We start from the raw sequence: 13,812 nt of genomic DNA, 5'->3' as shown, positions 1-13,812 counted from the left end.
CCCGGTCCCTGAGCCTGTCGAAGGGCGGGGCAGAGAGAAAGAGCACCACATGACCATCACCCCCATCGACCTCACCCAGCGGCTCGCCGGAAAGGTCGCCGTGATCACCGGCGGCGCGAGCGGCATCGGCCTCGCCACGGCGAAGCGCTTCGCCGCGGAGGGCGCCACCGTCGTCATCGGCGACCTCGACCCGACGACCGGCCAGGCGGCGGCCGAGCTCGTCGGTGGGCTCTTCGTCCAGGTGGACGTGACCGACCAGGCGCAGGTCGACCACCTGTTCGACACGGCGGCCGAGACCTACGGCTCGGTCGACATCGCCTTCAACAACGCCGGCATCTCCCCGCCCGACGACGACTCGATCGAGACGACCGAACTCCCGGCCTGGGAGCGCGTGCAGGACGTGAACCTCAAGTCGGTCTACCTGTGCTCGCGCGCCGCCATCCGTCACATGGTGCGGCAGGGGAAGGGCTCGATCATCAACACGGCGTCGTTCGTCGCCGTCCTGGGTTCGGCCACCTCGCAGATCTCGTACACGGCGTCCAAGGGCGGAGTGCTGGCGATGAGCCGCGAGCTCGGCGTGCAGTTCGCCCGGCAGGGCATCCGCGTCAACGCCCTGTGTCCCGGTCCCGTCAACACCGCGCTGCTGCAGGAGCTCTTCGCGAAGGACCCGGTGCGCGCGCAGCGGCGACTCGTGCACATCCCGCTCGGACGATTCGCCGAGCCCGAGGAGTTGGCCGCGTCCGTCGCCTTCCTCGCGAGCGACGACTCCTCCTTCATCACCGGGTCGACGTTCCTCGTCGACGGCGGCATCTCCTCCGCCTACGTGACGCCGGAATGAGCTGACGACATGCCCGGGCGGGGGACGCGACCCCGGGGAAATAGACTGATCCGATGAGCGAGACGCGGAAGGGCGACGAGGCGACCGAGGTGCTCAGCGCCGAGCTCCTCCTGCGTCCGGGCCGCGCCGGGAACGCGTTCGAGGAGACCGTCCAGCGGCTCCTGCAGTCCATCCGTCTCGGGCTCATCGAGCCGGGCGGTCGTCTGCCGGCCGAGCGCGAACTCGCGACGATGCAGGGGGTCAGCCGAGACACCGTGCGGGATGCGATCGCCGCGCTCACCGAGGCCGGTTACCTGACCTCGCGGCGAGGACGCTACGGCGGGACGTTCGTCATGGACGAGCTGCCCGACGACGAGGCGATCACCGGGGCCCACTCCCCCGAGGCCGGCCGGGTCTCGATCTCGGCGGCGGAGATCGAGGACACGCTCACGCTCCGCAGCATCCTCGAGGTCGGTGCTGCGCGCGAGGCGGCGCAGTGCAAGCTGTCCGGCGCCGACCGCGAACGCCTGTGGCAGGCGCTCGGAGACTGCCGGGATGCGGCGCCCGCCGACTACCGCCGCCACGACTCCCGTCTCCACCTGCTCATCGCGGAGCTCGTGGGAGCGCCCAGCCTGCTGCCGCTCGTCGCCGAGTCGCGCATGCGGGTCAACGAACTCCTCAACGGCATCCCACTGCTGGCGGTGAACATCGCCCACTCTGACGAGCAGCACGAGCGCATCGTCAAGGCGATCCTGCGCGGTCACCCCGAGGAGGCGGCACAGGCGATGGCCGAGCACGTCGCCGGCTCCGAGGCGCTCCTGCGAGGCTTCCTCGCCTGAGCGCCTGTCGCAGCGCGGACATGGAACGACCTCCCGGCGACGAGTCGCGAGGAGGTCGGATGCGCCGGTCGTGCCGGCGGGTACGAGGTCCTAGAAGGACTTCGGGTAGGTGCGGGCCGGGATGGCACGGTAGCCGTCGCGCTTGACGACGACGACCGATCCGACGGCCGCACTCGCAGCGAGGAGGGCGATGATGCCGAGATAGATGGTCATGCTTCTATGAAACGTCCGATCGGGATGAAGGACAAGCGCACAATACTGACGCTATTCGGTAGCATCGCTACATGGACGTCCGCCGACTCGACCTGCTGCGGGAACTGGCCGAGCGCGGTTCCGTGCACGCCGTCGCCGAGGCCACACACCGCACCCCGTCCGCGGTCTCCCAACAGCTCAAGGTCCTCGAGCGCGAGGCGGGCCTGCCGCTCACCGAACGGCGTGGTCGCGGCCTCGTCCTCACCGACGCCGGCCGGGCACTCGCGGCCAGCGCCACAGACGTCGCCGTCGCGATCGAGCGGGCGACGAGCGTGTGGGACGAGTACCGCAACCGTCCGATCGGCACCGTCACGGTCGCGACCTTCCCCACCTTCGGGCAGATGGTCGTCCCCGCCGTGCTCCGCAGCCTCGAGGCGGTACCCGGCCTGCGGGTCGTCGTGAGCGACCGCGACCCCGACCTCGAGGACTTCCCCGATCTGGCGGCCGACTTCGACATCGTCATCGCGCAGGCGATCAGCGGCGAGCGCAACTGGGTCCGTCGCGGTCTCCGCATCACGCAGCTGCTCTCCGAGCCGCTCGACGTCGTGCTGCCGGTCGGGCATCGCCTCAGCGGCCAGACCGTCCTGACCCCGGCGGACCTCGCGGACGAGTCCTGGATCGGCGTGCCGGTCGGCTATCCGCTCGACCGCCTGCTCCGCAGCATCGAGGCCGAATCGGGCGGCGAGCTCCGAGTGGTGCAGCGGGTGAGCGACAACCGCATCGCGGAGGCGATGGTCGCGGCGGGCCTCGGCATCGGGCTCCTCCCGCGGTACACGGCGAGCGGCCCGGAGCGCGGCATCGTCCTCCGTCCGCTCGCGGGGCTCGACGCGACCCGTCGGATCGTCGCACTGTCGCGTCCCGACCGCGCCGAACGCCTGGCGGTGCGGACCGTCCTCGACGCGATCCGTGTGGAGGCACAGTCGGTCGCCGCCTCGCATACCGCGCCGGAGCCCGAGGAACTCACCACGCCCCGCTGGGTGTGAGCTGGACCGTTCTCAGGAGTCCGTCGGTGCGCCGGTGGCGGCGACCGCGGATACCCCGCTCGAGTCCTGAGAACGGTCCCGGCGGGACGGTCAGCCCTCGGCCCGACCGACGCCGCTGCGCTCCCGGCGGTACCGCTGCACGCCGCGCCAGACCGCGACGCCGACGGCGATCACGACGCCCGCGATGACCACCTTCTGAAGGATGCCCGCGTACTCCTCGACGATGTGCCACTGCTCGCCCAGGAAGAAGCCGGCGAGGACGAAGATGGTGTTCCAGATGGCGCTGCCCGCGAAGGTGAGCAGGGTGAACCGCAGGACCGGCATCCGTTCCACGCCGGCGGGGACGGAGATGAGACTCCGGAAGATCGGGAGCATCCGACCGAAGAACACCGCCTTCGAGCCGTGCTTCTGGAACCACGCCTCCACGCGGTCGACGTCCTCGACGTGCACGAGCGGCACGCGCTCGGCGAGTCGGCGCATCCGGTCGCGTCCGAGCACCGCCCCGATCGCGTAGAGGGCCAGCGCACCGATCACGGAACCGGCCGTCGTCCAGATGAGGACCTCGACAAGACCGAGCTTGCCCTGACTGGCGGCGAATCCGGCGAGCGGCAGGATGATCTCGCTCGGCAACGGCGGGAAGAGGTTCTCGAGGGCGATGGCGAGCCCGGCTCCCGGACCGCCCAACGTCTCCATGAGGTCGACCGCCCAGTCGGCGACCCCTCCGAGGGCGCTGTCCCCTCCGGTCGAGGCGGCGGACAGGCTGGACGTGGCGGCGGTGGACGTCGTCATACCCTCGACGCTACGCGACACCCGCTCGCCATCCCTGGGAACCTCCGCTCAATCCCCCACCCGTCGGTTCCACCGAACCGGCCCGTTCTCAGGACCGCTCCGGCGTGGCGAGCCTCACCCGGCGCGACACGCCGGAGGTCTCCTGAGAACGGAAACCGATAGCGTTGGGGCATGCGCATCGCCACCTGGAACGTCAACTCGATCCGTACCCGCGTCGGCCGCGTGGTCGACTGGCTCGTCCGTGAGGACGTCGACGTCCTCGCCATGCAGGAGCTCAAGTGCAAGCCCGAGCAGTTCCCCATGGAGGCCTTCACGAAGGCCGGCTACCAGGTGGAGCTCCACGGTCTCAGCCAGTGGAACGGCGTCGGCATCGCCAGCCGCCTCCCGATGGAGGACGTGCAGATCGGCTTCCCCGACATGCCGGGCTTCGGCAAGCCGCCGGCGAGCCTCGCGCTGGACGGTCCCGGATTCGACGCCGACGGCCTGCCGCTCGAAGCACGAGCCATCGGCGCGACGGTCGACGGCGTCCGCCTCTGGAGCCTGTACGTCCCGAACGGCCGCGCCGTCGGCGACCCGCACTACGACTACAAGCTCCGCTGGCTCGCCGCGCTCGAGGCCGACACCCGCTCCTGGCTCGCCGAGAACCCCGAACTGCCGCTCGCGCTCATGGGCGACTGGAACGTCGCCCCGCTCGACTCCGACGTCGGCGACCCGAGCTTCGGCCCTGGCTCGACCCACATCTCCGCGCCGGAGCGCGCCGCCCTCGCCGCCTTCGTCGACGCGGGACTGCAGGACACCGTCCGCCCGTTCGTCCCCGAGGGCTACACCTTCTGGGACTACAAGCAGCTCCGGTTCCCCCGCAACGAGGGCCTCCGCATCGACTTCATCTACGGCTCGCAGGCGTTCGCGGACCACGTCGTCGAGGCGTCGATCCACCGCAACGAGCGCAAAGGCGACAGTCCGAGCGACCACGTTCCCGTGGTCGTCGACCTCGACTTCACCCTGTCGGACGAAGAGGACGACGACTCACCGATGATCTTCGGCTGACCCGTCGCCCCCTGCACCCGAGTCCGGTCAGGCGTTCCGACGCCGGCGGGCGAGCAGGAGCGCGAGGGCTCCAAGCGCCACCACGCCACCGCCGAGGACCGCGGGAGCGATAGACGAGACGCCCGTGTCGGGCAGCCTGGCCGCAGCACCGGCCACCGGTTCGGCCATGACGACACCGTCGGCACCGACGGTCACCTGACGCTGCAGGCTGTTCACACCGGTCTCCGCGTCCCAGGCGCCGACGTTCGCCGTCTGGACGGCGTAGAGCGGATTCGTCGCGACCGACTCGTGCGTGGCGGGCAGCGACAGCGCGGTGTCGTAACGACCGGCCGGGACGTCGGCGAGTGACGCCTGGAGCGTGACGGTCTCCCCCGCGCCCCAGGTGCGGGCGTCCGAACCGAACGGGACGAGCACCGTGCGCTCGGCGTTCGACAGGACCAGGTAGGCGGGCCGGCTGTTGTACGGAGCCGCCCACCCGTCGTTCCGGACCGTCAGCGAGAGCGTGCCGTCCACGACCGAGCTCTCGGTCATCACGAAGCGGTAGCCGAGTCGCTTCGCGGTGGTGTCGAGGTTCTCCTGGCCCCAGGACTGCAGGACGTCCTGCAGGTAGTCCCAGTTGAGGTAGCTGAAGTTGTAGCGTTCCATCTCGGCCGAGGCCGTCGCCCACTCCGACCGCGGCGGGTTCACGTTGCAGGTCTCACCGCCCACCGGCACCCAGTCGCCCTCCTGTGCGAGGTAGTCCTGATCGAGCGAGATCGGGTCGGACAGGTACGTGCCCCAGTCGTCGGGCGCCGCGAGGAAGCAGTCGTTGTGGTGGCCGATGCGCGAGATGGCGCTGCCGTCGAACGCCTGTGCCTCGGTGATGGCGCCGGCGGTCCCGGACGGCACACCGAGGATGTTCTGCTTCATGTTCATGGTCCGCACCTGGATGGAGCGGTCGTCGGGAACCGCCTCGAGGAGCGCCTCGACGACCGCGCGACGCTTCGCCCAGTCCTCGTCCGTGAGCACACCGGGGTTCGCCGGATCGGCGGCGAAGTGGTCCGTGTAGTAGCCCTCACCCCAGAGGCCGACGAAGCCGGCCTGCACGACCGAGATGACGTCCGCGTTGTCCTGGAAGATCGGCGTGAGCTGCTCGATGTGGGTGAGCACGATGTCGAGCGGCGCGTCGCCGTAGGGCGGCGTGTAGGGCCAGTCACCGCCCGCGAGGTACGCGAAGCGCGGGATGATCGAGATGCCGGCGGCGCGAGCCGCGTCGAAGTCCGCCTGGACGAGCGCGAGCCAGGCGGGGTCGAGGGTCGGCTCGGCCACGAACCGTTCCATGTAGAAGACGCGGACGAGCTCGGTGATGCCCTCCTCGCGGTAGGCCGCCAGGGTGGCCACGTCGAGCGGCGTGTACCCCGGCCCGCCTTCGGTCCCCTCGGGGTGATAGTGCGTGTTGTTCGTGTGGTCGAAGCCGCGCTCGGGATTCGCGATGATCGCATCGCTCGGCTCGTAGGCGACCGTGTCGGCCGGTGTCGGGGCAGGTGCCTGCGCCGCGGCGCTCAGCGGGGTGGCGACGACGATGCCGCACGCGGCGAGCACGGCGACGAGACGGAGACGACGGTTCACGGGAACTCCAACGGGGTCCGGTGGTGCACGGAAGAGGTTGCCCACATCCTGCTGAACCGACACCCGAGGTGCAAGGGAATGCTCGAAACCGGGTCGAAGTGATCACTATCGCTTAGCGATTCACCTCGGAACGCCGATCAGGTCGCCGCCCCCGCTCCCGCCTAGGACTTCGGTGCGCCCCCGCGCTTCCGCTTGTTCGCATCGATGGCGGGACGCTCCGCGACCACCGGCCAGGTGCCCGTGTGCCCCTCTCGTGCGGCCGCGGCAGCCAGGATTCGAGGCTTCGCCGCGAACCATCCGACGATGAGCAGCGGGATGAGGACGATGAGCGAGGCGAGGACCCAGCGGCCCGTCTCGGAGAAGCCCATGGTCACGAGGACGAACAGGAGGAACGCGAGCGTCAGATACGACGTGAAGGGTGCCCCGAACAGGCGGAACGACGGCCGCTCGACCTTGCCCTGCTTCGCCCAGCGCTGCAGCTGGATCTGGCAGAGGATGATCGTCGCCCACCCGCCGATGATGCCGATCGCCGAGATCTCGAGCACGATCTCGAACGCCTTCGACGGGACGAGCGCGTTGAGGCCGACACCCAGCAGGGTGAGTGCCGCCGTGAGCAGGATGCCGCCGAAGGGGACGCCGTTCTTGCTCATCTTGCCGGTGAAGGCGGGAGCCGAGCCGTTGACGGCCATCGAGCGGAGGATGCGGCCCGTCGAGTACAGGCCGGCGTTGAGGCTCGACAGCGCTGCCGTCAGGACCACGAAGTTCATGACCGACGCCGAGATCGCACCGGCCTGCTCCGACCCGATGTGCGAGAAGAAGGTGACGAACGGGCTCTCGCCGGCCTCGTAGGCCGTGTACGGCAGCAGGAGCGAGAGGAGCAGCACCGAGCCGACGTAGAAGATCGCGATGCGGAAGATGACCGTGTTGACGGCCTTCGGCATGATCTTCTTCGGCTCCGCCGTCTCACCGGCAGCGGTTCCGACGAGTTCGATCGCCGCGTAGGCGAAGACCACGCCGGAGATCGCGATCATCGGTGCGAACGCCCCGACGGGGAACAGGCCACCGTTGTCGCCGATGACCGAGAACCCGACCGCACCGATGTCGGTCCGGCCACCGAAGACGATGAAGCAGACGCCGACGATGAGGAAGATCACGAGCGCCGACACCTTGATGAGCGCGAACCAGAACTCCATCTCGCCGAACAGCTTCACCGACACGAGGTTGAGCGCGAGCACGATGACGAGGGCACCGAGTGCGAAGACCCACTGCGGGAAGTCCTCCAGTTCCTTCCAACCGAACAGCTTGCCGAAGGTCTTGATGTAGAGCGCGGCCGCGGTGACGTCGACGATCGAGGTCATCGCCCAGTTGAGGAAGTACAACCACCCCGCGCCGAACGCCATCTTCTCGCCGTAGAACTCACGCGCGTAAGAGATGAACGAGCCCGAAGACGGACGGTGGAGGACGAGTTCGCCGAGGGCGCGAAGGATGAGGAAGGCGAAGAACCCGCAGAGCGCGTACACGAGGATGAGCGCCGGGCCGGAACTGTTCAGGCGACCACCCGCGCCGAGGAAGAGTCCGGTGCCGATCGCGCCGCCGATCGCGATCATCTGGATCTGCCGCGGCTTGAGGGTCTTGTGGTACCCCTCCTCCTCGCCGGAGAAGTCCTGCACGGCGAGCATCTCGTCGCCGACGGTCTCGCGGGATGCGGCCCAGTCTCCGGAACGTTCGTGTCTTGGGTTCGTGCCTTCGGTCATGTCGTCCCATCGGGTCGGGTCCGACGGGGCTCCGCCGGACTGGACGGTGGTATATCTCAGTCGCGCCCGCCCAAGAGTAGTCGCGATCGTTCGGCTTTTCCGGCCATCGCTGTCCATGCTTCGGAGGACAGCGGAGCTCCGGACGGACCGGTTCGGGGGATCAGGCGAGCAGGGCGGCGACGACGACGAGGACCGGCACGGAGAGGATCGTCGTCAGCAGGACGGTGTCGCGGGCGAGCGTGACACCCTGCTCGTACCGGCTGGCGAAGTTGTAGACGTTCTGGGCCGCCGGGAGGGCGGCGAGGACGACGGAGGCGAACAACGGCGTGCCGCTCAGCCCGAAACCGAAGTGGGCGATGAGGTAGGCGAACCCGGGCATGACGACCGATTTGATCGCCGTCGCCACGAAGATCTCCCGACGTCCGCTGCCGGCCTGCAACGGCCGCATGCCGTGCAGTGACATGCCGAACGCCATGAGAATGAGCGGCACGGCCGCGCCGCCGAGGAGCTCGAACGGGGCCATGACGGGCTCGGGCAGCCGGACGCCGAAGAGGTTGAGCACGACGCCGACGATCGACGCGACGATCATCGGATTGCGGAAGGGCTGCGTCACGACACCGAGGAAGGAGACGGAGCCGCGCTGTCTGACGTCGAGGATGGTGAGTGCGATCGGGGCGAAGACGAGGAGCTGCAGCAGGATGACCGGGGCGACGTAGCCGGCCTCACCGAGGACGTAGACCGCGACCGGGATGCCGATGTTGTTGGCGTTGACGTAACCCGAGCCGAGTGCGCCGATCGTCGCGACGGAGAGGTCCTTGCGCAGCCACACGGCGTTCAGCAGCACGAAGAGTGCAGCGGCCGACAGGGCACTCGCGAGGGCGACCCAGATGAAACTGCTGAACACCTCGTGCAGGTCGGCCGTGGCGAGCACGGTGAACAGCAGCGCCGGGTTGGTGACGAAGAACGCCACCCGGTTGAGCACATGCCCGGTCGTCGGGCCCCCGACCTCGAGACGCCCGGCGAGGTAGCCGACGAGGATGACGGTGCCGATGATCGCGAACCCCGTCAGCACTCCACCCATGCCGTCCAGCCTAGGTGCAGCCCGTCCACCGGCCCGGTCGAGCCGACGGTTGTGGAGCGGGCGGCCGGCGTGGAGAATCTGGGGAGGAGAGCCGGGCACCACCATCGCCCCGCGATCCGCTCCCACCAGGAGCCCGCACCAATCACCCACGAGGAGATCCGACGATGACGTCATTCGACCCGGTCGCGTCCAGCGACGCGATGCACAGCACCACCCTCCCCCACGAACGCCTCTCCATCACCCGCGGACCGCGCTCCGGGCTGACCATCAGCGTCGCCCTGCACTCCACCGCCCTGGGGCCGGCCCTCGGCGGCGCGCGACTCTGGCGCTACGGGTCCTGGCTCGACGCCGTCGACGACTCCCTCCGCCTCGCCGCGGGGATGACGATGAAGAACGCGGCCGCCGGTCTCGCACACGGGGGCGGCAAGTCCGTCATCCACCTGCCCGTCGGCACGACCCTCGACCCCGCGGAGCGCCACGACGCGATGCTCGACCTCGGCGACGCGGTCGAAGCACTCGGCGGCGCGTACCGCACCGCGGAGGACGTCGGCACGACCGCCGACGACATGGCCGTCGTCGCCGAGCGGACCGACCACGTCAGCGGGCTGCCGGCCGACCGCGGAGGTGTCGGCGAACCGAGCGAGGCGACGGCGGCCGGCGTGTACGCGGCCATCACCGCAACGCTCGAGACGGTCTTCGGCACCCCGCTCGTCGCGGGCCACCGGGCGACGGTCTCCGGACTCGGCCAGGTCGGCGGCCGACTCGCCCGGCGCCTCGCGGCCGAGGGGGCACGCCTCATCGTCACCGACGTCGACCCACGCAAGCGCGCCCTCGCCGAGGAGATCGGCGCCAGCTGGATCGAACCGGGCGACGAGCACCTCGTCGAGACGGACCTCTTCGTGCCGTGCGGTGTCGGCGGCGCCCTGAACGCCCGGGTGATCGGCCAGTTGCGGTGTCGCGCCGTGGTCGGAGCCGCGAACAACCAGCTCGCCACCCGCGCCGACGCAGTGACCCTTGAGGAGCGCGGCATCCTGTGGGCGCCGGACTTCGTCGCGAACGCCGGCGGCGTGATCTACCTCGCCATGGCGTCCGAACCGGGCGCCGATGCCGCGGCCATCGAGCAGCGGGTGTCGGCGATCGGGCGGACCGTGCAGTCGATCTACCGGGACGCCGCTGCGGAGGGCGTCACGACGCTCGTCGCCGCCGAACGCCTCGCGATGGCCCGCATCGATGCGGCGGGCGGGGTCCTCACAGCGGTCTGACGACGGCGAACGGCCCGTCCACCCGGAGCGGGTGGACGGGCCGTCGGTCGCCAGTGTCAGGCGACGTCGAGGGATCGCGTCAGAGCTTGACGACCATCTTCCCGGTGTTGGCACCGCGCATGAGGGCGAGGAACGCGTCGAGCGTGTGGTCGAGGCCCTCGTAGACGGTCTCGTCGAAGACGACGTCGCCGTTCTGCAACCACGCACCCATCTCACCGGAGAACGCCGGGAAGTGCTGCGTGTAGTTGCCGACGGTGAAACCCGTGAGGGTGAGCCCCCGGGTCACGATGTTCGACAGGTTGCGCGGGCCCTCGGCACGCTCGGTGTCGTTGATCTGCGAGATGACGCCGCAGAGCGCTGCGCGTCCGCCGTCGTTGAAGGCGTCGATCGCCGCTTCGAGGTGCTCGCCCCCGACGTTGTCGAAGTACACGTCGATGCCGTCGGGTGCCGCGGCTGCGAGCTGCTCGGTGACGGGGCCGTCCTTGTAGTTGAACGCGGCGTCGTAGCCGTACTTCTCCGTCAGCAGGGCGACCTTCTCGGCCGATCCGGCCGAACCGATGACGCGCTTCGCGCCCTTGAGACGGGCGATCTGGCCGACCATCGTGCCGACGGCACCTGCCGCACCGGAGACGAACACCGTGTCGCCCTCTCGGAACTTGGCGACCTCGAGCAGACCGACGTACGCGGTGAGGGCCGTCATGCCGAGGACGCCGAGGTAGGCGGACAGCGGGACGCCGGGGAGCTCGGGGACGACGCGGAACCCGCCGGCGTCCTCCTGGACGAGGTCGCGCCAGCCGAACTGGTGCAGGACGACGTCGCCGACGGAGAAGCCCTCGGCGGCCGACTCGACGACCCGGCCGATGGCTCCGCCGGTCATCGTCTCTCCGAGCTGGTACGGCGCGACGTAGGAGCGGGCGTCGTTCATACGACCGCGCATGTAGGGGTCGACCGAGAGGAAGAGGTTCTGGACCCGGAGCTGGCCGGGCGCGAGCTCCGGGAGCTCGACGGAGACGGTCCGGAAGTCGGACTCGGTCGGCCACCCGACCGGTCGCGAGACGAGTTGGATCTGGGTGCTGAGCGCGGGGGTGTTCATGTGGTGCCTTTCCTTGGTGCGGTGATTCGATGCATCGGTGGGTGGGCGCAGCACGTCGTCGGGTTGCGGACGGGGTGACGCCGGGGCGTCGGGATGGGAGGTGTCAGACGGCCAGCGCGATGACGAGCGCGATGAGTCCGAGCAGCGGGGTGGTCCCCTGGACGATCGCGGCGCGTGCCTTCGTGCGGTCCGAGGTGATGAGGACGAGCGAGGCCAGGAGCATGGAGCCGGCCGAGGCGAAGACGAGGGCCGCGCCGATACCGGTCGAGCCGGTGATCAGGAAGACGATGCCGACGATCGTGCCGATCGCGAGGAACAGGTTGTAGAAGCCCTGGTTGTACGCCATCCCTCGGGTGGTCTCGGCCTCGAGCTCCGAGGTGCCGAAGGTCTTGCGGGTGGCCGGCTCGGTCCAGCGCAGCGACTCGAGCACGAAGATGTAGACGTGCAGGAGGGCGGCGATGCCGACGAGGACGAGACTGACGACGAGCATGGGACGGGCCTTCCGGGAGATCGGTGTCGAGTCGTCCGGGCGGAGCGACATTCTGTACCGATGGGTCTACTATAATAGTAGAACGCTCGGTACACAACCCACCCGTCCGGAGGGCCGGCCGAGCCAGGAGGAGGCACTCATGGGGCGCACGCAGGAGTTCGACACCGTCGCCGTCGTCCAGGCGGCGCGCGACGTCTTCTGGGACCGCGGGTACGAGGCGACCTCGCTCGCCGACCTCGAAGCGGCCACCGGTCTGCGACGGTCGAGCCTCTACCACGCCTTCGACAGCAAGCGCGGGCTGTTCGACGCCGCCGTGCAGGACTACCTCGACACCGTCATCCGACCGCGCCTCTCGGTCCTCGCGCGGGCGACGGACGGCAGAGCCGGGCTCACCACCTACTTCTCCGGCGTGCAGACGGTCATCGCGACCCTGCCCGACGACTCCCCCCGCCGCGGCTGCCTCCTCCTCAACAGCGCGGCCGGCCTCGCGGCCCATGACGATGCACTGCGCGAGGTCGTCGACGGCTACCGGGCCGAGCTCACCACCGCGGTCTCGGACGCCCTCGCCCTCGCCCGCCCCGAGGCGGACGCGGACGAACTCGCCGCGGCCGCCCGGCAGCTCACCTCGTTGTCGGTCAGCGCGCTGCTGCTCGCCCGGGTCAACCGGGAGGAGGCCGTCGCCATCCTCGACGTCGCCATCGCGCAGGTCGGCAGCTGGTAGCGGACGCATAACACCGGAACCCTCCGGCTGTCACCGGCGGACGCCAATATGACGCTCTGTTTCGGCGACCGGGAGTGACCCGTCACCCTCGCGTAGCATGGCGGGCACCCCACCCCTGGAGCCCGAGACCCATGACGAACGCCGCCCCAAGCCCGCTCGCCGCGAGCTCGCCGGTCACCCGCGACGCCGTCCCCGTCGGCTCGGCGGATCGTGCCTCCACGGTCGCGTTCGCCGGGGTCGGCCGCACCTTCGCGAGCGGCGTCGGCAAACGTGCCGACACCCCACGGCCCGTGCTGCGCGATGTCACGATCACCGCCGAGGCCGGTGAGGTCGTGGCGATCCTCGGCACAAGCGGCTGCGGCAAGTCCACCCTGCTGCGGATCGCGGCCGGTCTCGACCACCCGTCCGCCGGCTCCGTGCTCATCGACGGCACGCCCGTCGACGGCATCGACCCGCGCACGGCCTTCGGTTTCCAAGAGCCTCGACTCCTCCCCTGGCGCACCATCGCGGCGAACGTCGCGCTCGGTCTTCCCAAGCGGACACCCGCAGCCGAAGGACGTGCCCGCGTCGCCGAGCTGCTCGAACTCGTCGGGCTCGCGGACTTCGCCGAGCACCGCCCGCGGGAGGTCTCCGGCGGCATGGCGCAACGCGCCTCACTCGCCAGGGCCCTCGCTCGCCGGCCGGGCGTCCTGCTCCTGGACGAGCCGTTCGGCGCCCTCGACGCCCTCACCCGGCTGAAGATGCAGGACCTGCTGCTCGCCATCCACCTCGCCGCGCCCACGACCATCCTGCTCGTGACGCACGACGTCGACGAGGCCCTCCAGCTCGCCGACCGGGTCATCCTCCTGGGTCGCGAGGAGGGACAGCCCGGTTCGACCATCGCGCAGACCGTGACCGTCCCCGGCGACCGCCCGCGCGACCGCGGGTCGGCAGAGCTCGCCGAACTTCGCGGCCGTCTCCTCGACGGACTCGGCATCGACCGCCACGGTCTCGCCCGCGGCGACCAACGACTGCCGTCCATCCCGCACTTCCCGTACTGAGCCACCCACCACCTCCGCCGTCATCCCGCACCGATC

At 70.0% G+C, this 13,812-nt stretch carries 14 protein-coding genes; 7 read left to right on the top strand and 7 right to left on the bottom strand.

From position 1 onward, the window contains the following. The first annotated feature begins 49 nt into the window (after nucleotides 1-49). Both BWO91_RS03765 and BWO91_RS03760 read left to right on the top strand, forming a co-directional pair. Complete coding sequence (locus BWO91_RS03765; protein ID WP_194718745.1) at nucleotides 50-838, top strand: 3-oxoacyl-ACP reductase; 789 nt, start codon at nucleotides 50-52, stop codon at nucleotides 836-838. Between the two features lie 53 nt (nucleotides 839-891). Then, the gene (locus BWO91_RS03760) at nucleotides 892-1,656 is read left to right on the top strand and encodes a FadR/GntR family transcriptional regulator (RefSeq protein WP_064295535.1); all 765 of its coding nucleotides are present in this window, start codon (nucleotides 892-894) and stop codon (nucleotides 1,654-1,656) included. 90 nt (nucleotides 1,657-1,746) lie between these two features. Here the strand turns inward: BWO91_RS03760 and BWO91_RS20410 are convergent, their stop codons facing one another. After that, nucleotides 1,747-1,869: a hypothetical protein gene (locus BWO91_RS20410; protein ID WP_255376692.1), complete on the bottom strand. Its 123-nt coding sequence runs from the start codon at nucleotides 1,867-1,869 to the stop codon at nucleotides 1,747-1,749. 71 nt (nucleotides 1,870-1,940) lie between these two features. Between BWO91_RS20410 and BWO91_RS03755 the strand changes: the two genes are divergently transcribed. Further along, a complete protein-coding gene (locus BWO91_RS03755) occupies nucleotides 1,941-2,891 on the top strand; it encodes a LysR family transcriptional regulator (RefSeq protein ID WP_079001333.1) in 951 nt (316 codons plus the stop codon). A 90-nt stretch (nucleotides 2,892-2,981) separates the two neighbouring features. Here BWO91_RS03755 and BWO91_RS03750 read toward each other — a convergent pair whose 3' ends face one another. After that, a complete protein-coding gene (locus tag BWO91_RS03750; RefSeq protein ID WP_079001331.1) occupies nucleotides 2,982-3,680 on the bottom strand; it encodes a DedA family protein in 699 nt (232 codons plus the stop codon). Nucleotides 3,681-3,851: 171 nt separating this feature from the next. On the opposite strand from BWO91_RS03750, the gene BWO91_RS03745 reads away from it, so the two are divergent. Next, the gene (locus BWO91_RS03745; protein ID WP_079001329.1) at nucleotides 3,852-4,727 is read left to right on the top strand and encodes an exodeoxyribonuclease III; all 876 of its coding nucleotides are present in this window, start codon (nucleotides 3,852-3,854) and stop codon (nucleotides 4,725-4,727) included. A gap of 27 nt (nucleotides 4,728-4,754) precedes the next feature. Here BWO91_RS03745 and BWO91_RS03740 read toward each other — a convergent pair whose 3' ends face one another. The 3 genes from BWO91_RS03740 to BWO91_RS03730 form a co-directional block, all read right to left on the bottom strand. Next, on the bottom strand, nucleotides 4,755-6,335 hold the full coding sequence (locus BWO91_RS03740) for a DUF4832 domain-containing protein (RefSeq protein WP_079001327.1): 1,581 nt from the start codon (nucleotides 6,333-6,335) through the stop codon (nucleotides 4,755-4,757). Nucleotides 6,336-6,496: 161 nt separating this feature from the next. Continuing rightward, nucleotides 6,497-8,089, bottom strand: coding sequence for an amino acid permease (locus BWO91_RS03735; RefSeq protein ID WP_205847571.1), 1,593 nt, complete (start codon nucleotides 8,087-8,089; stop codon nucleotides 6,497-6,499). A gap of 160 nt (nucleotides 8,090-8,249) precedes the next feature. Next, nucleotides 8,250-9,170 (bottom strand): AEC family transporter, encoded by a 921-nt coding sequence (locus tag BWO91_RS03730; protein WP_071262228.1) that lies wholly within the window; start codon nucleotides 9,168-9,170, stop codon nucleotides 8,250-8,252. Nucleotides 9,171-9,334: 164 nt separating this feature from the next. Between BWO91_RS03730 and BWO91_RS03725 the strand changes: the two genes are divergently transcribed. After that, nucleotides 9,335-10,432, top strand: coding sequence for a Glu/Leu/Phe/Val dehydrogenase family protein (locus BWO91_RS03725; protein ID WP_079001325.1), 1,098 nt, complete (start codon nucleotides 9,335-9,337; stop codon nucleotides 10,430-10,432). A 79-nt stretch (nucleotides 10,433-10,511) separates the two neighbouring features. Here the strand turns inward: BWO91_RS03725 and BWO91_RS03720 are convergent, their stop codons facing one another. Both BWO91_RS03720 and BWO91_RS03715 read right to left on the bottom strand, forming a co-directional pair. Continuing rightward, entirely contained in the window at nucleotides 10,512-11,525 is a 1,014-nt protein-coding gene (locus BWO91_RS03720; RefSeq protein ID WP_079001323.1) for an NADP-dependent oxidoreductase, read from the bottom strand. A 103-nt stretch (nucleotides 11,526-11,628) separates the two neighbouring features. Beyond that, nucleotides 11,629-12,015, bottom strand: a complete 387-nt coding sequence (locus BWO91_RS03715) for a DUF1304 domain-containing protein (RefSeq protein ID WP_079003829.1) — start codon at nucleotides 12,013-12,015, stop codon at nucleotides 11,629-11,631. On the opposite strand from BWO91_RS03715, the gene BWO91_RS03710 reads away from it, so the two are divergent. Both BWO91_RS03710 and BWO91_RS03705 read left to right on the top strand, forming a co-directional pair. Then, nucleotides 12,014-12,736: a TetR/AcrR family transcriptional regulator gene (locus BWO91_RS03710; protein WP_240555669.1), complete on the top strand. Its 723-nt coding sequence runs from the start codon at nucleotides 12,014-12,016 to the stop codon at nucleotides 12,734-12,736. The genes BWO91_RS03715 and BWO91_RS03710 overlap by 2 nt on opposite strands. 131 nt (nucleotides 12,737-12,867) lie before the next feature. Next, on the top strand, nucleotides 12,868-13,776 hold the full coding sequence (locus BWO91_RS03705; protein ID WP_071262225.1) for an ABC transporter ATP-binding protein: 909 nt from the start codon (nucleotides 12,868-12,870) through the stop codon (nucleotides 13,774-13,776). Nucleotides 13,777-13,812: the final 36 nt, after the last annotated feature.

Source organism: Plantibacter flavus (assembly GCF_002024505.1).
Taxonomy (GTDB): domain Bacteria; phylum Actinomycetota; class Actinomycetes; order Actinomycetales; family Microbacteriaceae; genus Plantibacter; species Plantibacter flavus_A.
This window is presented reverse-complemented; position numbering and strand designations above follow the sequence as displayed.